We start from the raw sequence: 19,982 nt of genomic DNA on the forward strand, positions 1-19,982 counted from the left end.
GAAAGTCGTCCGTCGGGGTCCGGAACCTAGCCGGAAGGGGGGCGTGATCGCGTCGTCGGTCGAACTACAGTGACTGAATGCGACGGTTGCGCCGGTGGTACGCCTGGTGGGCCAGGCATGCCCCGCGGCTGCGCGACATCCTGTACGTCGGCTTCAGCCTGCTCACCATCGTCCTGCAGGCCGCGTCCGGTCCGGGCGGATGGCACCTCAAGGACTGGTGGGTGCTGGCGGCAGGCATCGTCGCGTCGGTCGCGCTGTTCTGGCGCCGGCGGTTCCCGGTCACGGTCACCGCGATCACCGTGCTCGCGATGCTGACCGCGGGGATCTTCGTCCCGATGGGCCTCGCGCTGCTGACGTTGTCGATCCGCCGCCGCGACTACGCACTGGCCGTCCTCGGCGTCGCGGCGTACGCCGCCTATGTGCTGAACACCTGGGGTGGCAAGGGGCCGATCTGGGTGTCGATGTTCACCGGGCCGTTCCTGGTCGGCACCTGGATCGCGATCGGCGCGTACGTCGGGGCCCGCCGCGACCTGATGGCGTCGCTGCGGGACCGGGCCGAGCGGGCCGAGGCCGAGCGCGAGCTGCGCAGCGAGCAGGCCCGGCTGGGCGAACGCGCCCGGATCGCGCAGGAGATGCACGACGTGCTGGCGCACAAGGTCTCGCTGATCGCGCTGCACGCCGGCGGCCTCGAGGTGAACCCGACGGTCGGCGCGGACAAGGTCGAGGGCTCTGCCCGGCTGATCCGCGAGACCGCCCGGCAGGCGATGGAGGACCTCCGCGAGGTCCTCGGCGTACTGCGGACCGACGTGAGCGTCGCGGGCGCCGACCTGGCCCCGGTGCCGAAGGCCGCCGACCTGGAGCGGCTGGTCGCCGCGTCCCGGGACGCAGGCGTGACCGTTGGGTACGACGGGACGCTGCCGGACGACGTACCGGTGGCGGTCGGCCGGACGGTCTACCGGGTCGTCCAGGAGTCGCTGACCAACGTCCACAAGCACGCCCGCGGCGCGGCGACCGACGTGCGGGTGCACGGCGCTCGCGGGACGGGCGTGACGGTCCAGGTGACGAACGTACGGCCGGTGGCGGCCGGCTCGCTGCTGCCCGGTGCGGGTGCCGGGCTGGTCGGTCTGCGGGAGCGGGTGGAGCTGGCCGGTGGCCGGTTGTCCACCGGGCCGACCACCGACGGCGGCTGGCGGGTCGAGGCCTGGATACCGTGGGACGACCATCGGCAGGACAGCGAGCCGGTGCTCGTGGACGAGGGAGAACGATGACGCGGCTGCTGATCGTGGACGACGAGGCGCTGGTGCGGGCCGGGCTGAAGATGATCCTCGAGTCCGACGAGGAGCTCGAGGTGGTCGCCGAGGCCGAGGACGGCGCGGACGCCGCCGCGATGGTCAAGGAGCACCGGCCCGACGTCGTACTGATGGACATCCGGATGCCGCGGCTGGACGGGCTGGCCGCGACCCGCGAGGTGCAGGCGCTGCCGGATCCACCCAAGATCGTCGTACTGACGACGTTCGACCTGGACGACTACGTGTTCCGCGCGTTGCAGGCCGGGGCGAGCGGGTTCCTGCTGAAGGACACGCCGCCGCGCGAGCTGGTGCAGGCGATCAAGGTGGTGGCCGCCGGGGACGCGATGCTCTCGCCCGCCGTCACCCGGCGGCTGATCGGGCACTTCGCCGGCGACCCGCGCACCGACCGGCGACGGACCGCGAAGGAACGGATCAGCAGGCTCACCGAACGCGAGCGGGAGGTCCTGGTCGAGGTCGGCCGCGGCCTGCAGAACGCCGACATCGGCCGGAAGCTGTTCATGAGCGAGGCCACCGTGAAGGCGCACGTCTCCCGGGCCCTGGTGAAGCTGGACGCGACCAACCGCGTCCAGGTAGCGATCCTGGCGTACGAGGCCGGACTCCTGGACGACTAGCGCCGTCGCGCATACACGATGGTGAGCACGAACGTGAGGATCGAGAGGGGCCAGAGCACCGGGTAGAACCATCCCGGCGCTTGGTGCCAGATGAACAGCTCCTCCCCGGATGTGAGGAAGATGTGGAGCTGGGACTTGCCGGTGGCGTGTGACCGCTCCACGAGTGCCCGCGTGTAGGCGTAGGTGCTGGCGCCAATCGAGGCGAGCCAGAGCGTTACGACCAGTCGCTTCACGCACGCCTCCGCTGTTGAAGAGCGGTCAGCGTAGAAGTCGGGGGTGAACAAAAGGAAACCGGCCCGCGCCGTCGGAGGGGTGGGGGGCGACGGCCCGGGCCGGTTTCGGAAGTCAGCGTTCCTGGGGGAGAGGACGCTGACGACCGGCGGCGCCCGCTTGGGGGAAGGGCGCTCGCCGGTCAGGAATCAGACGCGCCCGAAGGTGACGCTGCTGCTCCAGATCTTCGACTTGGCCACCGGACGTCCCGGCTTCGAGGCCTGCCACAGCGTGTTCCCGCCCGCATAGATGCCGACGTGGTACACACCGCCGCCACCGTTGTGGAAGAACACCAGGTCGCCCGGCTTCGCAGCGCTGCGGCTGATGTGCTTGGTCGCGGCGTACTGCTGACGCGACGTGCGGGGCAGCTTCTTGCCGGCGTACTTGTACACGTAGCCGGTGTAGCCGGAGCAGTCGAAGCCGCTGGTCGTCGTGCCGCCGTAGCGGTACGGCGTGCCCTTGAGCTTGGCGGCTTCCGCGAGCACCTTGGCCCGGAACGTACCGACGCTCGCCGAGGCGGCGCCGTGGTTGCCGTACAGCACCTTGTGCTTCGCGGCCCAGGTCAGCCGGCCCCAGGTGTTCTTGTCCGTGTAGCCGGTGGAGCGCAGGCCCCAGGACGTCTGGAACTTCTTGAGCACGGCGACGGTGCTGTTGCCGAAGTAGCCGTCCGGACCCAGGTGCAGGGCCTTCTGGACGTACTTCACGGTCGGGCCGGAGTCGCCCTTGCGGAGCAGCGGCCGGCTCGGGATGCTCATGTGACCGCGCTGCTGAGCGGCGGTCATGGTGGCCGCGGACGCGGTCGCCGGGGTGGTGCTGAGGCTCAGTGCGGCTCCACCACCGACAGCGAGACCGACCGTGAGGACGGCGGCCGCGGCGCGAGGGGCACCGGACTTGCTGGACTTGCGGTGCTTCGCCAGTGTCCGGCCGGTGGGCCGGTCGGTACTGGAATCAGCAGGCTTGACGGCGCGCGAAAGCGACGTCCGTCGGGCAGTGACGGGCATGGTTGTCTCCCGACGCCTGTGAAGTTAGCTGTCGGGTTCGGGCTGGGATTCATAGCCCGGTCCGCTCCCGCGGACTTCACCCCAGGGTTTCGACCACTCACGGTCGAGACCCAACTTCCTGGGTCCCCCACCTCCGCCATTGGTATTCGAGGGGAGCACACGAGCCTGGCGGAGCTCGGCGTTGACTCGTGTGCGATTCGTGTTGGTTACCGAACCGCCGACGACTGTATAACAGAACGATCACGACGCAAACCCTTCAATCCACAAAGTCGCTCCAGAAAGGGCCTGAGTGGTCCTCTGACGGGTCAGCAAGTGTGGGTGAACACCAGGTGTCCTGAGCGCGTCTGAGCGGGGCGCAGGCGCCTTTTGCGGGCTTCGGTGTGGTCTCCGTCACAGTGGCCGATGGCTTTCTGTGACAACGGGCACAGAGCGTGGTCAGGGCACCCTAAAGTTCTTGAGTATTCAGCAATTCGTGGAAGCGCTCCAGGCCCACGTTCCCGCCGGACAGCACCACTCCGACGCGCTCCGGCAGCCCGTGGATCCGGCCGGCCAGCAAGGCCGCCAGTGCGCTCGCCCCACTCGGCTCCAGGACGATCTTCAGCCGCTCGAACGCGAACGCCATCGCGGCCACGATCTCCTCGTCGCTGACCGGCTCGAACGACTCCACCAGCCGCCGGTTCACGGCGAACGTCAGTTCGCCCGGCGTCTCGATCGCCTGCCCGTCCGCGATCGTCCGCGGTACGTCGATCTGCACCCGCTCGCCGGCCGCCAGCGAACGGGCGTGGTCGTCGCCGGCCGCGGGCTCGACGCCGATCATCCGGATCCCCGGCGACATCAGCGTCGCCGCCGTCGCGCAGCCGGCCATCAGCCCGCCGCCGCCGACCGGGACCAGCAGCGCGCCGAGATGCCCGACGTCCTCGATCAGCTCCAGCGCGACCGTCCCCTGGCCGGCCATCACGTCGTAGTGGTCGTACGGCGGGATCAGCGTCCGCCCGCGCTCCGCCGCCAGCTCCTGCGCCAGGGCGGTCCGGTCCTGCGTGTACCGGTCGTACGTCACCACCTCGGCGCCGTACCCGCGGGTCGCGGCCACCTTCGTCGGCGGGGCGTCCTCCGGCATCAGGATCACCGCGGTGGTACCGGCCATCCCGGCCGCCAGCGCGACGGCCTGTGCGTGGTTCCCCGACGAGTACGCCGCGACGCCGGCCGCGAGCTGCTCCGGGCCGAGCCGGCTGATCGCGTTGTACGCGCCGCGGAACTTGAACGCGCCGATCCGCTGGAAGTTCTCCGCCTTCAGGAACACCCGCGCCCCGACCCGTTCGTCGAGCGTCCGCGAGGTGAGCACCGGCGTACGGTGCGCCACCCCGGCGAGCCGGTCGGCGGCGGCCTGGACATCTGTGAGACTCAGCCCGGTCGTCATGAAAGAAAACTAGGGCATGTCAAGGAGCGCCGGCCCGCTCCGTACTGATGGATGAAGGCGCCCGATCGGCGGGGGCCGGTCCCGAAGGAGAACACCGTGAAGTACCTACTGGTCCTGAACATCAACACCGAGATCCTCGAGGCGCTGCCGGAGGCGGAGCAGCAGGCCATCGGCGCCGGGCACCAGAAGTTCATGGACACCATCAAGGCGTCCGGGGAGTTCGTCGCCACGCTGGCGCTGACGCAGCCGGCCGAGTCCGCGGTCGTGAAGGTGCGCAGCGGCGTACCGGCGGTCACCGACGGGCCGTTCATCGAGTCGAAGGAGTTCCTCGGCGGGTTCTACCTGATCGACGTGGCGTCGCGCGAGCGGGCGGCCGAGCTGGCCGCGATGATCCCGGACGCCGGCATCGAGGGGCTGGGCGTGGAGATCCGCGGCGTGGTGTTCTCGGAAGGGCTCTGAAAAAGATGGGGGTTCTCCGCTCGGTGGCGGAGAACCCCCTTGTTTGCTTGAGGTATCAGTCAGTCTGGTCGTCGACGTTCGCCTCGGCGGCGTTCCGCTTGATCGAGTCGATCCCGTTGAGCGCGGAGGCCTTGGTCTTGTAGCTCTCGCTGCTGGTGGCGATGATCTCGCCGTTCCCAGCCTTCAAGCGGAACCGGAACTCCCCGGACTTGTCCTTGTACAGCTCGAACTTCCCCGCCATCGGTGTACCTCCATAGAGTGTGGAATCGCTCCGTCTCGGAGCGTAGTCCTCTCGCCCGGCTTCGTGCCGTCAGACACACATCACTGATCGAGTACGCCGCGGATCCCGGCGACCACCAGATCGACGCCGACCGCGTAGTACCGGTCCTGCGACGACGGGCAGACCAGCGCGCCCGCGGCCGAGGTCACCAGCGGGTACTGCGTCGGCGACAGCGCGCCGAGCGACGCCCGCTTGCGCCGCAGTGACGCCTCGCGGGCCTCCGGGTCGCTCACCTCGCGGGCGACCGGGTCCGTGGTGACCAGCGCGATCAGCGAGCAGATCGACTGCCGGCCGATCTCCGCCGCGTCGTCGACCGAGAAGCCGCCCTCGACCAGCAGCCCCAGCGCCCGCTCGGCCAGCGCGAGACCGGGCTCGGCCACCAGGATCCGTGCCAGCGTGAGGTCCGCCAGTCGCGGGTGTGCGCGGAGCGCCTCGACGAACGCGGTCAGCAGCGCGTGCAGCTGCTGGTCCCACGGCGCGTCGGTCGGCGCCGGCAGTACGACGTCCGCGAGCAGCCGGTCGCCCAGCGCGGCCAGTAGATCGTCCTTGTCCTTGAAGTGCCGGTACAGCGCCATCGGCGTGACGTCGTGCTGCGCGGCGAGCTTCCGGAACGAGACAGCGGCCGGTCCCTCGTCGTCGGCGATGGCCAGTGCGGTGTCGACGACCCGCACCGGATCGAGCCGGCGGGCGGTCTCCTTGGTGATCACGTTGACAAGTCTACACCGTAGACCTACTGTCTACTCCGTAAGCTTACGCCGTATACATACGGTGTAGACATCACTCCGAGTAATGAGGTACGGCGATGCGACGCAGTCCTTGGGCCACCCTGGCGGTGCTGGCCCTCGCGCAGTTCATCGTGGTGCTCGACGTGACGATCGTGAACGTCGCGCTGCCCCACATCCAGGCGGACCTGAACTTCTCCGCCGACTCCCTGCAGTGGGTGATCAACGCGTACACCCTGCTCTTCGGCGGCTTCCTGCTGCTCGGCGGGCGGATGGCCGACCTGCTCGGGCCGCGCCGGGTGTTCAGCGCGGGCCTGCTGCTCTTCGGCGCCACCTCGCTGATCGCGGGGCTGTCCAACTCGCCGGAGTTCCTGATCGGGGCCCGCGCGGTCCAGGGGCTCGGCGGCGCGCTGCTCTCGCCGTCGGCGCTGGCGATCCTGACGATGACCTTCGCCCACGGCCGCGAACGCAACATCGCGATGGGCGTCTGGGGCGGCCTGGCCGGCCTCGGCGGAACGCTCGGCGTCGTCGCCGGCGGGGTCTTGGTGGATTCCTTGAGCTGGCAGTGGGTGTTCTTCGTGAACGTCCCGATCGTGCTCGCTCTGGTCGCCCTGATCCCGGTCTTCGTGCGCGACGTACGGCACTCGACGGGTCGGCGCACATTCGACACTCTGGGCGCTGTTCTCGGAACGGCTGGGCTGATGGCTGTTGTTTATGGCGTCGTACGCTCGGAGCCTTCCGGGTGGGGTTCCTTTGAAGTCATCGGCGTACTGACGGCCGGTGTCGTGCTGCTGGGTGCGTTTGTCTTCGTCGAATCGCGGTCCGCTTCGCCGCTGGTTCCGTTGCGGTTGTTCCGGTCGCGGGCGCTGAGCGTTTCCGGTGCTTCGCTCGCGCTGAACGGGGCCGGGTTCCTGTCGATGTTCTTCCTGACCGCGATCTACCTGCAGCAGGTGCGTGGCGACAGTGCGCTCGAGGCGGGCATCCACTTCCTGCCGATGGGTGGCGCGGCGATCGTCGGTGCGGTGCTGGCGTCGCAGCTGGTGCAGCGGCTCGGTACCCGTACGGTGCAGCTGGCCGGTGCGGTGCTGAGCGTCGTCGGTCTGCTCCTGCTCTCACAGGCCGACGCCACGGGCAGCTACGCGAGTCAGTTGCTGCCCGGCCTGATCGTCTTCGGCTTCGGCATCATCGGGGTCGGCGTACCGGGTCAGATCAACGCGGTCTCCGAAGTACGCCCGGTCGAGGCGGGCGCCGCGTCGGGCGTCGTCAACGCGATGTACCAGGTCGGCGGCGCGCTCGGGCTCGCGATCGTCACCACGCTGTCGATCACGCACACCACCAACGAGCTCACCCACGGCGCGACCCAGCTGCAGGCTTTGCAGTCCGGGTACGAACGCGGTCTGCTCGCGGCCGCCGTCTTCGCGATCGCCAACGTCCTGCTGACCCTCGCGACCCCGCAACTCCAGCCCACCTCCGAACAACTCACCGAAGCCACCGCCGCCGCCTGACGTTGCGCACGGCAACCATCCTGGACAACTGGGTGGAACGCGCAGTCGCTTTACGGGGTGATCCCTGATGCTCACGGGGTCCGGAGCCGGTTGGGTTGAGGGCAACGGATCTTGTGAGGAGATAACGATGCTGGTGGCGTTGGTAACTGCTGGAGTCTTGGCTGCGGTTCCGTCCGGAGGTTTGCAGGACGTGAAGGCGATCGGGGCAGTAGCTGAAGTACGGGACGGCGGGCACGTGTGGCGGGGGAGCAGTGGGGTCGCGGAGCTGGGGACGTCCCGGCCCGTTCCGGCGGCGGGGCGGTTCCGGGCCGGGAGTATCACCAAGACGTTCGTCTCCACCGTCGTACTGCAACTGGTCGCCGAGGGGCGGATGCGGCTGGACGATCCGGTCGAGCGATGGCTGCCCGGCGTCGTACCGAACGGCGGCAACATCACCGTCCGCCAGCTGCTCAACCACACGAGCGGGCTGTACGACTACAAGAACACGCTCGCGATGCCGCCGAACGCCGAGTTCTACACGTACCAGTTCCGGATCTGGACCGCGGCCGAGCAGATCCAGCGGGCGCTCGCGCATCCGCCGGTGTTCGACCAGCCCGGCTCACAGTTCAACTACTCGAACACGAACTACCTGCTGCTCGGCGAGATCATCGAGAAGGTCACCGGGCAGACGTACGGCGAGCAGGTCGAGCGCCGCGTGATCCGGCCGCTCGGGCTGCACGGTACGACGATGCCGGGCACGTCGACGTACATCCGGGGAGCGCACCTGCACGGGTACGTCCCGAAGGACGGCGGGCTGGTCGACTTCACCGAGATGAACCCGTCCCTGTTCGGCGCCGGCGGCGAGCTGATCTCGACCACGCGCGACCTGAACCGGTTCTTCGCCGCGCTGCTCGGCGGCCGGCTGCTCCCGGCGCGGCTGCTCGCCGAGATGAAGACGCCCGGCACGGAGGGCGGTACGTACGGGCTCGGGCTGTCGTGGCACGACACCTCCTGCAAGGTACGGGTGTACGGCAACGACGGCGACGCGCTCGCGTACCAGGCGTACTCGTACGCCACCGAGGACACCCGGCGGCAGGTCACCGTTGCCGTCACACCCGACTTCAGGACCAACCCGGACGCCTCCGTCGACGCGTTCGTGGACCGGGCGATCTGCCACTGAAACCGGTCACCGGATGTGACATTGCCGGCGCGACGGTTTGGTGATCGGCGAAACGGCGACACTGGTATGGATGCTGTGCTGCCATCTCCCGAAGGGGTCCGGGACCTTGGAACTCGCCATGCTCGGTGCCGACGACTGGCCGATCGCCCGAGAGGTACGCCTCCGGGCCCTCAAGGACTCACCGTCGGCGTACATCGCCGACTACGAGGACGAGGTGACCGTCGGTGAGGACGGCTGGCGGGAACGCTTCACCCGGATGCGGTGGGTCGTCGCCCGGGACACCGCCCGCATCGTCGGCATGGCAAGCTCCGTCCGCGTCCCCGGGCGTGCGCCGTACGAACGCCACATCGAGTCGGTCTGGGTCGACCCGCGGTACCGCCGCAACGGCGTACTGCGGGCCATCCTCGCCCAACTCGCCACCGCCGAACCCGCCGTCACCGAATGGCGCGTCTGGGTCCTGGACACCAACACCGTCGCCCGCCAGGTCTACGACCGCCTCGGCTTCAGCCCCACCGGCGAACGCCAACTCCTCTCAGACGGCTCCGGCCGCCGCGAGATCCGCCTGCGATTCGGTGCGTAGCCCGTACCCGCAGGAGACCCAGTTCGTCAGCCGCAGCTGGCTCAACGCGTCTTCCTTGCGCTGCCCCGACGGGAGGTTGGCGAGCATCTTCTGCCAGAGCTCCTCGTCCTCCTGCCAGCTCTTGATGAACTCCACGCACAGGTTCGCGGAGATGCGGTTCGTCCACCGCCGCGCGGTCTCCAGCGAACGGACGACGCGGGGGAACTGGTCGATCGACGCCTCCGCGTTCCGCACCGCCGCGAGGGTGTCCTCGATGGTCGCGAGCCGGATGCCCTTGAAGCGGTGCCAGTACGTCGGCTGCATCGCGAGCCGGAGTTGCTCCTCGAAGGGCATCCCGGGCTGGCTCTCGAACGCCGCGTAGAGCCCCTCGGCGAGCAGGTCGCCGAACTCCTCGCGGGCGGCGCGCTGCGGATCGGCGAACGGTTCGTACTCGAGCTGCCGGACCTCGCCGATCTTCGGGATCGCCCGCCGGGCGGCGTACCGGGCGAAGAAGAACCAGTCCTCGTTGTAGATGTCAGCGAAGAAGGACAGCTCGGGGCGCTGCAGGTCGACGCCTAGGACGGCACCGCTGACGAACACGTCCTGCGGTGCGACCTTCCCGCGGGCGTGGCAGACCACCGAGTTGTCGGGGAACTTCCGGCTGGCCATCGACGCGACCGGATGCCGGTCGAGGTAACCGGTCAGCCGATCGACGTCCGTGGACTTGAGGCCGCGGATGTCGTCGTCGACGAACAGGATCTTGTTCCAGCCGCGCAGCCGGCCGTACAGCAGGCCGAGGTTGCGCTTCGCGCTGAGGTCACTGGACCGGCCGGCCGAGGCTTCCTGGAACTTCCGCGCCGAGGTCTTCGGGGTGGGGCACGGCGGCCGGTAGTCCTCCGGTACCTGGATCACCAGCGCCTGGGCGTACAACGTGCCGTTCACCCGTTCGACGACCTTGTCCAGCAGCGCCTCGCGGCTGCACAGGATGACGAGCGGTACGCGCAGGTCGGCCGCCAGTTCGATCACGGACCGTAGCTCGGTTGCCCGGCGCGCGGCCGGTACGACGATCGCGTCGAGCTTGCTGCTCGCGGCCGGAGCCGCCGGAGCGGAACCGTCGCAGAGCAGGCCCGCGTGGGACGACTGGATTTGTCGGGATCTGCGGCTCATTCGGTGTCGTCCTCCGGTGACCATTCGTACAGTCGGTTCTCCTCGATCTCGAGGTCCGGCGTGACGGCCTCGCCGTTCACCACCGGGACGCGCATGAGCAGACCGAAGACGCCGCCTGGGAACCGGTTGGCCAGGTACGTCTCGTTGCGCTCGCGGACCGCGTCGTCGGTGAGCGTCCGGACCGCGCCCAGAACGCCGCGGCTGTAGACGCCGTTGCAGATCGTGATGGTCCGGCTGTGGTTGAACGGGTTGGGCAGCCGGGCGAACAACGCCACGTCCTCGACGAGTTCACGCGGCTTGTCGCCCCGCCACACGTCCTGCGTCTGGTCCGCCTCGAGGTCGGCCGTCGACGGCGCGCCGTCCTCCTCGGGGTCGAAGTCCTTACGTTCCTCCCACACCGGCCGGTACTCCTGGCCGTCGCGGGACCGGAAGATCTCGCCGTCGGCCAGGTCCGGTACCGACAGCTGCCGGATCGGCAGGTTGTCGAGCACTCGCAGCAGCCGGCTCGTCACCCGGTTCCAGGCGATGCCGCCGACCAGGATCATGTGGCCGGAGAGATGGTCCGCGCTCACCTCCGACGGCAACCGGTGCCGGACCCGGAGTTCCGGGTTGGAGGCGCGGACGTGGCCCCACATCTCGATCAGCGCGTCGAGGTCGGCGTACCGATAGAGCTTGGTGAAGTTCGGGTTCTCCGGGTCGGCGAGCGACGACCGTCCGTCCTCCGGGATCTCCGGGCAGATCAGGGTGATGCGGCCGGATTCGAAGTCGAAGGTGTAGGAGCCGCTGGAGGTGGGGGTGCCGGTCTGGTGGTGGCGGATGTCGTCGCGGAGGCCGACGAGTTCGCGGTGCAGGGCGTTGAAGCGTTCGCGTTCGGCGGTGTTCAGTTCCTGTTCGCGGGGGACGCCGTCGGGGACGACCGTCATCGCGAACAGCAGCGCGTACGAGCGCAGCCGCTCCTCCGGGGGCAGCTTCGGGTTGGACTGTGATTCCCAGGAACTGATCGTCGCCACCGCGACGCGGACCTCGGCGGCGCTCAACGCGTTCGACAGGTCCTTCTGGGTCAGTCGCTCGGATTCCCGAAGGTCCCGGAGTCGTCTGGCGAGTCGTACGGCCTCTGGAGAGGGGGCCACTCTCACTCCCGAAATGGTCGACCAACAGCGGGTGCGGCGGATCGGCTGATCGTACACCCGGCTCTACCCGACTTCACCGAGCCCCACTGTAGTGCGGCGTCCGAGGGTCGCTCGTACGCCGTGCCATCCGTGGACCGGCGGGGCATTCGGCCGGAGATCGCTCACCCATTGTTCCTGACAAACTGGCGATTGACCCTGGTTACACCGTAGCTCTACCGTAGTACCGAAGTCGACCTGAAGCCAACTGTAGCCACGCGACGCGCGGGGCAGACGGGAGAAACCGAGGATCCGGACCGCGCCCACCGCAGCCTCCACGCCGCCCGCACCACCCGCGCCGACCGCAGCCCCAGCGCTGACCGCACCAGCCGTGCCGGCCGCAGGTCCCGCGCCGGCCGCGGCCCGACCCACGCCTCCGCGTCCCCGCCCGGCGCTACCTCGCCGCCGCGTTGCTCTCCCGTACGTCGACCCGCCAGGCCACGCCCGTACGCAAATCGCCGTACACCCTCTGGCTCGTGATGGCCGCCGACCTGGCCGCCGTGATCTGGCTCTACACCTTCGGCGCCTGGCTGGACCACGACTCCAAACTCACCGCCACAGCAACCCTCGGCGGCCACCACTACATCGTCCTGACCGCAGCCGCCACAGCCTTCCTAATCCTGGCCACCGTAGCCATCCTCACCGACGGCTTCACCCGAACCACCCGCCCCCTGACCATCGCCAAAACCGCGGCCTGCATCCTGTCCCTCACAGGCCTGGCCGCCCTCCTATTAGCAGCCCTCATAGGCCGCCTACTCTTCGGCCCCCTCCGCCCTTGACCCACGGGAAGCTGCGGGATGTTCCTAGGCCACCCCACTCTTTTTCCTGGAGGGCTGGACGGAGTGACAGGTAGCCGGGCTGGGCAAAGACCGCAAACCTCTGGAACCTCTCCGAAGAGCAGGAACCGCACGCCACAGCCATCCTTTTCCAACTCCTGAACGAATTCCTCACCGAACGCGAATCATCAGCAGCCGACGCCCAGCCGCGCAGTCGTGCGTGATAATCCCGCGACACCCTGCGGCCGTCCCCCGAATAGTGGTCACCAGTGGAAGAGATCGCCGTCGTCGCCGCACACTCCGAGCGCGCGACCCTGCGCGTCGGTGACATGTTCCTGAAGGTGGACGCCGACCAGGCGCGGATCGACCGCGAGGTCCAGGCGATGACGCTGGCCCCGGTGCCGACCCCGGAGATCCTGTGGCGCGAGCCGCCCGTACTCGCGCTCTCCGCCGTCCCAGGAACCGTGCTCGGCCGAGTCGGTCAACCGTCCACCGCGTCCCCCGAAGCATGGGCCGCAGCAGGCGCCGCCCTCCGCGAACTCCACAACGCCCCCGCCCCACCCTGGCCCGGCCGCGCCGGCCGCCCTCTCGACGAGCTGACCGCGGACCTGGACCGCGAATGCGAGCGACTGATCGCCGACGACGTACTCCCCGCCGACCTTGTCACCCGCAACCGCGACCTAGCCGAAGCCGCCCTCCGCCCCTGGAACCCAGCCTTCACCCACGGCGACCTACATATCGCCCACGTCTTCACCGCCGGCACCGCACTCACCGGCATCATCGACTGGTCCGAAGCCGGCCAAGGCGACCCCCTCTACGACCTAGCCAGCCTGACCGTAGCCCACCAGCCCCACCTCAACGCCCTCCTCACCGGCTACGCCACCCCCGTCGACCTCAACGTGATCCACGCCTGGTGGTCCCTACGAACCCGCCTACTAGTCCGTTGGCTAACCACCCACGGCCACAACCCATCCACCCCAGGCGGCGCGATCGACGTACTAAGAGCCCAGCTCTAGCACGCCAATCCACGGATGACTGTCGCCTCTGGTCTCGGCCAGCGCTTGTGCCAACCAACCGCGGGCTTCAGCACTCAGATGCGGCACGGTCGCCTCGAAGTCCGCCTGATCCTTCGGACGGGTCTGCAGCCCCTTGAAAAGCAGCACAAGCTCCGGTCGCAGGTACGGAATCCCATCAGCCGTGCGCGCGATCGCCTCGCCGTACGGCCGGTGGATATTGCGATCCAGTGAACAGATCCAGTTCGCCCCGTCGCCCGGGACCCGCATCACGTCGATGCACCACTTGCCCGTGGCAGGGTCGCGCGCCATCGTCTGCTGATACTCGAAGTACGCGGACCCGGCTCCGTCGACAGGCCAGAACCCTTCCCGACCAGCGACAAAGAACTCATACGCCGCCAGCCGCTCGCGAATCAGATCGAAGTCCCCGATCGGAGTCGCGATCTCCAGATCCTCGTGCTCACGAGTTTGTCGCCCCCGAAACAGATCCAAAGCCCAGCCGCCAACCACCCACCACCGCGCATCCGTCCCCGCCAGCAGCCCCGCCACCGTCCGCGGATGCCACGCCTCCCACGTCCCCGGACCCCACTCCAGCGCAACCGGCTCAGACAACACCCAGCCATCGTAGGACGCAAAGCCCCGACGACCGCCCGCCCGCAGACAGAGAAAATCCCTCCCCATGAATGGAGAGGGTTCGTAGTGGTCAGGGGCGGTCTCGAACCGCCGACCTTCCGCTTTTCAGGCGGACGCTCTACCAGCTGAGCTACCTGACCGGGGAGAAAGTTCGGCGGCGGTGTTTGGACACCGCCGCCTTCTCCTGGCGACCCAGACGGGACTCGAACCCGCGACCTCCGCCGTGACAGGGCGGCACGCTAACCAACTGCGCTACTGGGCCTTGCGACTCGATGATCCTACAGCATCTCCGAGCTAGGTTTTGCATCGGCCTTCGGCCGTATCCCCAACGGGATTCGAACCCGCGTTACCGCCTTGAAAGGGCAGCGTCCTAGGCCACTAGACGATGGGGACTCGGACCCGCGGGAGCCGAAGCTCCAGGGACAGCCGTAAGCATAGAGGAGACCACGCCAGCTTCCAAAACGAGATACTGGTGGGGTGATCGAGATGAGCCGGGCCGCGTTCGAGGGGCTGGTCGCGCAGGCGCTGGACGAGGTTCCGGGGGAGTTGGCGGGGCTGATCGACAACGTGGCGGTGTTCGTGGAGGACGAGCCGCCGGCGGGGGATCCGGAGCTGCTCGGGATCTACGAGGGGATCCCGTTGACCGAGCGCGGGCACTACTACGGCGGCGTACTGCCGGACCGGATCACGATCTACCGGAACCCGACGCTCAGGATCTGCGAGACCGTCGACGACGTGGTGGAAGAGGTGCACATCACAGTCGTGCACGAGATCGCCCACCACTTCGGCATCGACGACGAACGGCTGCACGAGCTGGGCTACGGGTAGGCCGGACGGCGTGGCGTGGGGTAGCCTCGGCGCGGCCGGGTCGGGGTCCGGTTCAGCCCACTATTTGAACGATCTAGCGAGGCTTCGCCATGAGCGATCCCCAACCGCCCGCCTGGAATCCGCAGCAGGGCCCGTACGGCGGTCCGCCGCCGCAGACCGCCCCGCTGCCGCAGTACGGCCGCCAGCCGTCACACCAAGACCAGCCGTACGGCACGCAACCGCCGTACGGAGCGCAACCGCAGTACGGAGCGCAACCGCAGTACGGCGGCCCAGGTCCGCAGTACCCAGGGAGCCAGCCGCCGAACAAGCCCAAACGCCCCTGGCTCCCGATCGGTGCCGTCGCGCTGGTGCTCCTCCTGGTGGGCGGCATCGTCGCGTTCGTCACGACCCGCGGCGGCGACGACAGCGCCGACGCCGGCCTCCCGACCGCCACCTACTCCGACGCCGTGACCACCCCGAGCGCCGACCCGACCACCGAGCCCCCGAGCCCGACGTACACCCAGTCCGCCACGCCGGAGCCGACGCCGAGGCCAACCGTGGCGCCGACCGTGGCGCCGGAGCGGCGGAGGACCCTGAAGGACGTCGACAAGGGTCTCCTGGTGTACGACGACGTCTACGTCCAGCCGGTCAAGGGCTGGAAGAGGTCATGGCACTCGAAGTACGGGCTGGTGCTCCAATCGCCTGCGCCAGGCGCCTTCGTCACCGTCATCGTCGATCCCGTGGGCTTCCCGGCGGCCGCCTACGCGCAGAACGTCGTCGACGGTCTGAACAGGGGAGCGAAGGCCACCGCCGTACGGAAGGCACCCGTCGAGACGGTCAGCCCGGCGAACTCGAACATCCGCGACCAGGCACAGCTGTCGTACACCGGCCGCCTGAAGGTCAGCGGTGTCACCGTGACGGTGGCCGGCCGCTGTACGACGATGACCGGCGTCGACTCGGTCCACAACGTGACGGTGGCCGTCTGTGTGACGGCCCGCCGCGACGTCAAGGCCGCCGTCTACCCCGCCGTCGACCGGATGCTCGCCTCGGTGGCACGGTCGATCTAGGAGCGGCCGAGCAACAGCTTCCACGGCATCAGGGCCGACTCGAGCTGGACCTTCAGCGACATCTTGGAGACGCCTTCGGTGCGTTCCTCGAAGTGGATCGGGGTTTCGGCGATCTTGAGGCCGCGCTTGACCGTCCGGTAGTTCATCTCGACCTGGAACGAGTACCCGTTGCTGGCGATCGAGGCGACCTCGATCCAGCGGAGGGTGTCGGCCTTCCAGGCCTTGAAGCCGGCGGTGGCGTCCTTCACGTGCAGGCGCAGGATCGCGTTCACGTAGAAGTTCGCCCAGGCGGACAGCGCCCGGCGGTGCCAGCCCCATTCGGCCGCGGCGGAGCCGCCGGGGACGTAGCGGGAGCCGATCACGACGCCGGCGTCGGTGGTCCGCAGCATCTCGACCATTGTCGGGATGACCGAGGCCGGGTGCGACAGGTCGGCGTCCATCTGGATGACGATGTCGGCACCCTCGTCGAGCGCGCGGGTGATCCCGGCGACGTAAGCGCGGCCGAGGCCGTCCTTGACCGTCCGGTGTAGTACGCCGACCTTCTCCGGCGACTTCTTCGCCAGCTCGTCGGCGACGTCGCCCGTACCGTCGGGAGAGTTGTCGTCGACAACCAGAAGCTCCAGGCCGGGCAGGTTGAGGTCGGACAGCAGTCCGGCCAGCACAGGCAGGTTGTCCCGCTCGTTGTAGGTCGGTACGACGACCACGATCTTGGCTAGCTCACCCATGACTTTCCTTCGTCGGAGACACCGGAGGCTACCGCACCCGGTGGCCTCGAAGGTTCAACGACCTCAGAAGTCCGCGAGTGCCTCGGCGGCGGTGCCGTAGATCCGGAACTGCCCGCCGAGCCCGGTGACGCTGAGCGGACGGTCGACCGGGCGCCCGACGCCGACCAGGGCGAGGGTGATGTCGTGCTGCCCGGCGAGGTTGCGGGCCTCGACCAGGTTGCCGAGGCCGGCGGAGCTGCAGAACGTGACCGCGGACAGGTCGATCAGCACCCGCCGCGCCGGCGGCGCAACCGCGGCGCGGATCGCCTCGGCGGCGAACTCCGTGCTGGCGATGTCGATCTCCCCGGACATCCGGACCAGCAGGACGCCCGGTTCCAGCTCCACCGTGACAGCGTCGAACGTGGTCTTGATCATGTCGCCGTCCCGCGGCTCTGGCTGGCTTGTCACGCGGGTGTCTCCCCCGGGGTAGCGCCACGAACGCGGGTCCTGGCGGAATGGAACTGCCCTGCCCCCACACCGTATGCCTGATCGCGCAGGCGTCACAACGGGTCTCACGACGATGGAACCCGGAGCGTGACCTGCCGGACCTGAGAGTAGTGGTAGACAAGGCGGTATGGGCGTTCTCGACAGGGTTGGAGGGATGCCGGTCTGAGTACGACGCAATTGCTCGCCGAGGTCGACGCGGCCGCCGATCCGGCAGCTGCGGAACTCCTCGCGCGCTACTTCAAGCTCGGCCCCGGGGAGTACGGGCACGGCGACCAGATGATCGGCGTCAAGCTGTCCACGATCCGCGACATCCTGAAGCCGTACCTGCGGGCCGGCCTCCCGCTCGACGACCTCGAGCAGGCCCTGACCAGCCCGGTACACGAGCACCGCCTGACGATCCTCTGCCTGCTGGCCGACCGCGCGACACAGGCCCTCAAGTCGCGTACGGCGAACCCGGCCGAGCTCCGGGCGCTGTACGAGCTCTACCTGCGCAACACGGCGTACATCAACAACTGGGACCTGGTGGACTGCAGCGCGCCGCAGGTCGTCGGCGGGTACCTGCTCGACAAGCCGCGCGACCCGCTGTACGAGCTCGTCCGCTCGACGTCGCTGTGGGAACGCCGGATCGCGCTGGTCGCGACGCAGTACCTGATCAACCAGGGCCAGACCGCCGACACGTACAAGCTGTCCGCCGAGGTGCTCGACGACCGCGAGGACCTGATCCACAAGGCGTCCGGGTGGATGCTCCGCGAGGCCGGCAAGCGCGTCGACGAGGCCGAACTGCGGGCGTTCCTCGACCGGTACGCCGGCCGGATGCCGCGGACCATGCTCCGCTACGCCATCGAACGACTCGACCCGGCCAGCCGGCGGCGGTACCTCGGCGTACCAAGAACCCGATAGGTAATTGCTGCAAGCAACAAATAACCGGGGATCAGCAGCAGTACGTCGGGACTCGCCAGGTCGGCCGACCAGCCCGCGTCCCGGGCGGTCCCGTCGAGGCTGATCCGGTTGACGGTGAGGAACGTGAGATGCGTGCCGATGCTCGTCCACAGCGACCCGGTCGCCTGCCGGGCCGCGATCAGCGTGAATCCGAAGATCGTCAGCAGGATCGGGTACGACACCGGATCCTGCCCCGCGGGGACCAGGCGGATCGTGTCCGGTGACGCGGTCAGGATCGCCTGTACGACGGTCGAAAGACCCGGCACGAGCAGGAACAGGAACGTCGTACCGACGGCCGCGATCGCCCCGCGGTAGTGCGACCGCAGCGCCGTCCAGGTGTGCCCGCGCAGGCAGATCTCCTCCGGGAACGCCTCGAGCAGCGTGGCGATCACCGCGTTGGTGATCACGAAGACGAGCACGTCGGGGGACAAGTCGACAAATCAGTTCTTGCTGTCCGCGTACGGCGGTGCCTCCAGCGCGCAGTGCGGGTGGTGGTGCACGAGACCGGGCCGGGGGCGTTCGCCGAGCGTGAACCAGGCGATCGCGCCGCCGGCCGCGGCCAGGACGGCGGAGATCACCAGTGCCTTCCCGAAGCCGTTGTGGAAGGCAACCGGGTCGCGGTACGCGTCGCCGGTGATGCCGGCCGCCATCGGGATCGCGGCGACCGCCATCAGCTGGGCCGACCGGGCGACCGCGTTGTTCACGCCGGACGCGATCCCCGCGTGGTGGTCCGCGACCGACGACAGCACGGTCGCGGTCAGCGGCGCCACCGTCGACACGAGCCCCAGCCCGAGCAGTACGACGGCCGGCAGTACGGCGGTCACGTAGCTGGAGTTGGTGTCGATCCGGAGCATCAGCAGGAACCCGCCCGCCATCAGCACCGGCCCGACGGTCATCGGGATGCGCGCGCCGATCCGGTCCGACAGCCCGCCGGCGTACCCGGACAGGCCGAGCATCAGCGCGGTCATCGGCAGCAGCGCCGCGCCCGCCCAGAGCGCCGAGTAATGCAGCGCGGTCTGCAGGTACACCACCACCAGGAACGTCGCCGTACCGAGGGCGCCGTACACGACGACCGTGACCAGGTTCGCGCCGGTGAAGCGGCGGTTGGCGAAGATGCCGAGCGGCAGCATCGGGTGCGCGCCGCGGCGCTCGACCTCGACGAACCCGGCGAACGCGAGGATGCCGATCGTCAGGCTGGCCAGGATCATCGGGTCGCCGAAGCCGTGGTCGCCGGCGCTGATCAGGCCGTACGTGAAGCCGGCCAGGCCGACGGTGGCGAGGATCGCGCCGGTGAAGTCGAGCTTGCCGCCGGCCTCCTCGTCGCGGGTCTCGGGCACGTGCCGCAGCGTGACGATCACCGTCACCAGCGCGAGCGGCGCGTTGATCAGAAAGATCAGCTGCCAGTACCCGCTGTCGACAAGCGTGCCGCCGACGAACGGGCCGACGGCCGCCGCGACCGAGGTCAGGCCGGACCAGGTGCCGACCGCCTTGCCGCGGTCGGAGTGCCGGAACGTGGTCTGCAGGATCGCCAGGCTGCCCGGCGTCAGCAGCGCGCCGCCGATGCCCTGCAGGACCCGGCCGGCGATCATCACCTCGAGGTTCGGCGCGAACGCACACAGCACCGAGGCCGCCGCGAACCAGATCACTCCGACGACGAACGTCCGCCGCCGGCCGAGCCGGTCGCCGAGCGAGCCGCTGAGCAGCACCAGCGAGGCGAGCATCAGCATGTAGCCGTTCACGATCCACTGCAGGCCGGCCATGTCGGCGTTCAGGTCCTTGCCCATCGCGGGCAGCGCGACGTTCACGACCGTCCCGTCCAGGAACGCCATCCCCGACCCGAGTGCCGTCGCGGCCAGGACCCAGCGACCGCGGCTGGTGCCCAGCGCGATCTGCCCTTCTGTACTCATGGA

General features: G+C 68.9%; 23 protein-coding genes, 3 tRNA genes and 1 riboswitch. Of the genes, 11 read left to right on the forward strand and 15 right to left on the reverse strand.

Annotated elements, in window-relative coordinates:
* Positions 1-77 precede the first annotated feature (77 nt).
* Both ACFV9C_RS05095 and ACFV9C_RS05100 read left to right on the forward strand, forming a co-directional pair.
* Positions 78-1,268 carry a sensor histidine kinase gene (locus tag ACFV9C_RS05095; RefSeq protein ID WP_380190771.1) on the forward strand — a complete coding sequence of 397 codons (1,191 nt, stop codon included), beginning with the start codon at positions 78-80 and terminating at the stop codon, positions 1,266-1,268.
* Positions 1,265-1,921 carry a response regulator gene (locus tag ACFV9C_RS05100; protein WP_380190772.1) on the forward strand — a complete coding sequence of 219 codons (657 nt, stop codon included), beginning with the start codon at positions 1,265-1,267 and terminating at the stop codon, positions 1,919-1,921. Before ACFV9C_RS05095 ends, ACFV9C_RS05100 begins: the two co-directional genes overlap by 4 nt.
* On the opposite strand, the gene ACFV9C_RS05105 is transcribed toward ACFV9C_RS05100, so the two are convergent.
* The 3 genes from ACFV9C_RS05105 to ACFV9C_RS05115 all read right to left on the reverse strand — a co-directional run bounded on the left by ACFV9C_RS05105 (position 1,918) and on the right by ACFV9C_RS05115 (position 4,609).
* A complete protein-coding gene (locus tag ACFV9C_RS05105; protein ID WP_380190773.1) occupies positions 1,918-2,154 on the reverse strand; it encodes a hypothetical protein in 237 nt (78 codons plus the stop codon). The two genes, ACFV9C_RS05100 and ACFV9C_RS05105, sit on opposite strands and share 4 nt — an antisense overlap.
* A gap of 186 nt (positions 2,155-2,340) precedes the next feature.
* Positions 2,341-3,192 (reverse strand): NlpC/P60 family protein, encoded by an 852-nt coding sequence (locus ACFV9C_RS05110; protein ID WP_380190774.1) that lies wholly within the window; start codon positions 3,190-3,192, stop codon positions 2,341-2,343.
* Positions 3,192-3,383: riboswitch (cyclic di-AMP (ydaO/yuaA leader) on the reverse strand. Its footprint overlaps the gene before it by 1 nt.
* A 254-nt stretch (positions 3,384-3,637) precedes the next feature.
* Entirely contained in the window at positions 3,638-4,609 is a 972-nt protein-coding gene (locus ACFV9C_RS05115; RefSeq protein ID WP_380190775.1) for a pyridoxal-phosphate dependent enzyme, read from the reverse strand.
* A gap of 96 nt (positions 4,610-4,705) precedes the next feature.
* On the opposite strand from ACFV9C_RS05115, the gene ACFV9C_RS05120 reads away from it, so the two are divergent.
* Complete coding sequence (locus tag ACFV9C_RS05120) at positions 4,706-5,068, forward strand: YciI family protein (RefSeq protein WP_380190776.1); 363 nt, start codon at positions 4,706-4,708, stop codon at positions 5,066-5,068.
* A gap of 55 nt (positions 5,069-5,123) precedes the next feature.
* Here the strand turns inward: ACFV9C_RS05120 and ACFV9C_RS05125 are convergent, their stop codons facing one another.
* Together ACFV9C_RS05125 and ACFV9C_RS05130 are read right to left on the reverse strand one after the other, a co-directional pair.
* Positions 5,124-5,309, reverse strand: a complete 186-nt coding sequence (locus ACFV9C_RS05125) for a YegP family protein (RefSeq protein ID WP_380190777.1) — start codon at positions 5,307-5,309, stop codon at positions 5,124-5,126.
* Between the two features lie 80 nt (positions 5,310-5,389).
* Positions 5,390-6,055 (reverse strand): TetR/AcrR family transcriptional regulator, encoded by a 666-nt coding sequence (locus tag ACFV9C_RS05130; RefSeq protein WP_380190778.1) that lies wholly within the window; start codon positions 6,053-6,055, stop codon positions 5,390-5,392.
* 95 nt (positions 6,056-6,150) lie between these two features.
* On the opposite strand from ACFV9C_RS05130, the gene ACFV9C_RS05135 reads away from it, so the two are divergent.
* The 3 genes from ACFV9C_RS05135 to ACFV9C_RS05145 all read left to right on the forward strand — a co-directional run bounded on the left by ACFV9C_RS05135 (position 6,151) and on the right by ACFV9C_RS05145 (position 9,314).
* The gene (locus tag ACFV9C_RS05135) at positions 6,151-7,575 is read left to right on the forward strand and encodes an MFS transporter (RefSeq protein WP_380190779.1); all 1,425 of its coding nucleotides are present in this window, start codon (positions 6,151-6,153) and stop codon (positions 7,573-7,575) included.
* A 190-nt stretch (positions 7,576-7,765) separates the two neighbouring features.
* Positions 7,766-8,734, forward strand: a complete 969-nt coding sequence (locus tag ACFV9C_RS05140; protein WP_380190780.1) for a serine hydrolase domain-containing protein — start codon at positions 7,766-7,768, stop codon at positions 8,732-8,734.
* 70 nt (positions 8,735-8,804) lie between these two features.
* Positions 8,805-9,314: a GNAT family N-acetyltransferase gene (locus tag ACFV9C_RS05145; protein WP_380190781.1), complete on the forward strand. Its 510-nt coding sequence runs from the start codon at positions 8,805-8,807 to the stop codon at positions 9,312-9,314.
* Here ACFV9C_RS05145 and ACFV9C_RS05150 read toward each other — a convergent pair.
* Together ACFV9C_RS05150 and ACFV9C_RS05155 are read right to left on the reverse strand one after the other, a co-directional pair.
* Positions 9,267-10,460 (reverse strand): hypothetical protein, encoded by a 1,194-nt coding sequence (locus tag ACFV9C_RS05150; protein WP_380190782.1) that lies wholly within the window; start codon positions 10,458-10,460, stop codon positions 9,267-9,269. The genes ACFV9C_RS05145 and ACFV9C_RS05150 overlap by 48 nt on opposite strands.
* Positions 10,457-11,590, reverse strand: a complete 1,134-nt coding sequence (locus tag ACFV9C_RS05155) for a hypothetical protein (protein WP_380190783.1) — start codon at positions 11,588-11,590, stop codon at positions 10,457-10,459. The genes ACFV9C_RS05150 and ACFV9C_RS05155 overlap by 4 nt, the downstream gene beginning before the upstream one ends.
* Before the next feature lie 512 nt (positions 11,591-12,102).
* On the opposite strand from ACFV9C_RS05155, the gene ACFV9C_RS05160 reads away from it, so the two are divergent.
* Positions 12,103-12,405, forward strand: a complete 303-nt coding sequence (locus tag ACFV9C_RS05160) for a hypothetical protein (protein ID WP_380190784.1) — start codon at positions 12,103-12,105, stop codon at positions 12,403-12,405.
* Positions 12,406-12,671: 266 nt separating this feature from the next.
* Entirely contained in the window at positions 12,672-13,418 is a 747-nt protein-coding gene (locus ACFV9C_RS05165; protein WP_380190785.1) for a phosphotransferase family protein, read from the forward strand.
* On the opposite strand, the gene ACFV9C_RS05170 is transcribed toward ACFV9C_RS05165, so the two are convergent.
* The 4 genes from ACFV9C_RS05170 to ACFV9C_RS05185 all read right to left on the reverse strand — a co-directional run bounded on the left by ACFV9C_RS05170 (position 13,401) and on the right by ACFV9C_RS05185 (position 14,441).
* A complete protein-coding gene (locus ACFV9C_RS05170; protein WP_380190786.1) occupies positions 13,401-14,030 on the reverse strand; it encodes a nucleotidyltransferase domain-containing protein in 630 nt (209 codons plus the stop codon). The genes ACFV9C_RS05165 and ACFV9C_RS05170 overlap by 18 nt on opposite strands.
* Positions 14,031-14,115: 85 nt before the next feature.
* Positions 14,116-14,188 (reverse strand) — tRNA-Phe (locus ACFV9C_RS05175).
* A gap of 45 nt (positions 14,189-14,233) precedes the next feature.
* A tRNA-Asp gene (locus tag ACFV9C_RS05180) sits at positions 14,234-14,310 on the reverse strand.
* A 58-nt stretch (positions 14,311-14,368) separates the two neighbouring features.
* Positions 14,369-14,441: transfer RNA gene (locus ACFV9C_RS05185), tRNA-Glu, on the reverse strand.
* 84 nt (positions 14,442-14,525) lie between these two features.
* On the opposite strand from ACFV9C_RS05185, the gene ACFV9C_RS05190 reads away from it, so the two are divergent.
* Together ACFV9C_RS05190 and ACFV9C_RS05195 are read left to right on the forward strand one after the other, a co-directional pair.
* Positions 14,526-14,876, forward strand: coding sequence for a metallopeptidase family protein (locus ACFV9C_RS05190; protein WP_380190787.1), 351 nt, complete (start codon positions 14,526-14,528; stop codon positions 14,874-14,876).
* Positions 14,877-14,965: 89 nt separating this feature from the next.
* A complete protein-coding gene (locus ACFV9C_RS05195; RefSeq protein WP_380190788.1) occupies positions 14,966-15,922 on the forward strand; it encodes a hypothetical protein in 957 nt (318 codons plus the stop codon).
* Here the strand turns inward: ACFV9C_RS05195 and ACFV9C_RS05200 are convergent.
* Positions 15,919-16,647: a polyprenol monophosphomannose synthase gene (locus tag ACFV9C_RS05200; RefSeq protein WP_380190789.1), complete on the reverse strand. Its 729-nt coding sequence runs from the start codon at positions 16,645-16,647 to the stop codon at positions 15,919-15,921. The genes ACFV9C_RS05195 and ACFV9C_RS05200 overlap by 4 nt on opposite strands.
* A 63-nt stretch (positions 16,648-16,710) precedes the next feature.
* Complete coding sequence (locus tag ACFV9C_RS05205) at positions 16,711-17,094, reverse strand: STAS domain-containing protein (RefSeq protein ID WP_380190790.1); 384 nt, start codon at positions 17,092-17,094, stop codon at positions 16,711-16,713.
* A gap of 216 nt (positions 17,095-17,310) precedes the next feature.
* Between ACFV9C_RS05205 and ACFV9C_RS05210 the strand changes: the two genes are divergently transcribed.
* Entirely contained in the window at positions 17,311-18,033 is a 723-nt protein-coding gene (locus ACFV9C_RS05210; RefSeq protein ID WP_380190791.1) for a DNA alkylation repair protein, read from the forward strand.
* Here ACFV9C_RS05210 and ACFV9C_RS05215 read toward each other — a convergent pair.
* Positions 17,967-18,503 (reverse strand): CPBP family intramembrane glutamic endopeptidase, encoded by a 537-nt coding sequence (locus ACFV9C_RS05215; protein WP_380190792.1) that lies wholly within the window; start codon positions 18,501-18,503, stop codon positions 17,967-17,969. The two genes, ACFV9C_RS05210 and ACFV9C_RS05215, sit on opposite strands and share 67 nt — an antisense overlap.
* A gap of 9 nt (positions 18,504-18,512) precedes the next feature.
* A complete protein-coding gene (locus tag ACFV9C_RS05220) occupies positions 18,513-19,979 on the reverse strand; it encodes an MFS transporter (protein ID WP_380190793.1) in 1,467 nt (488 codons plus the stop codon).
* Between the last annotated feature and the right edge of the window lie 3 nt (positions 19,980-19,982).

The sequence above is a fragment of the Kribbella sp. NPDC059898 genome, assembly GCF_042730855.1.
GTDB lineage: Bacteria > Actinomycetota > Actinomycetes > Propionibacteriales > Kribbellaceae > Kribbella.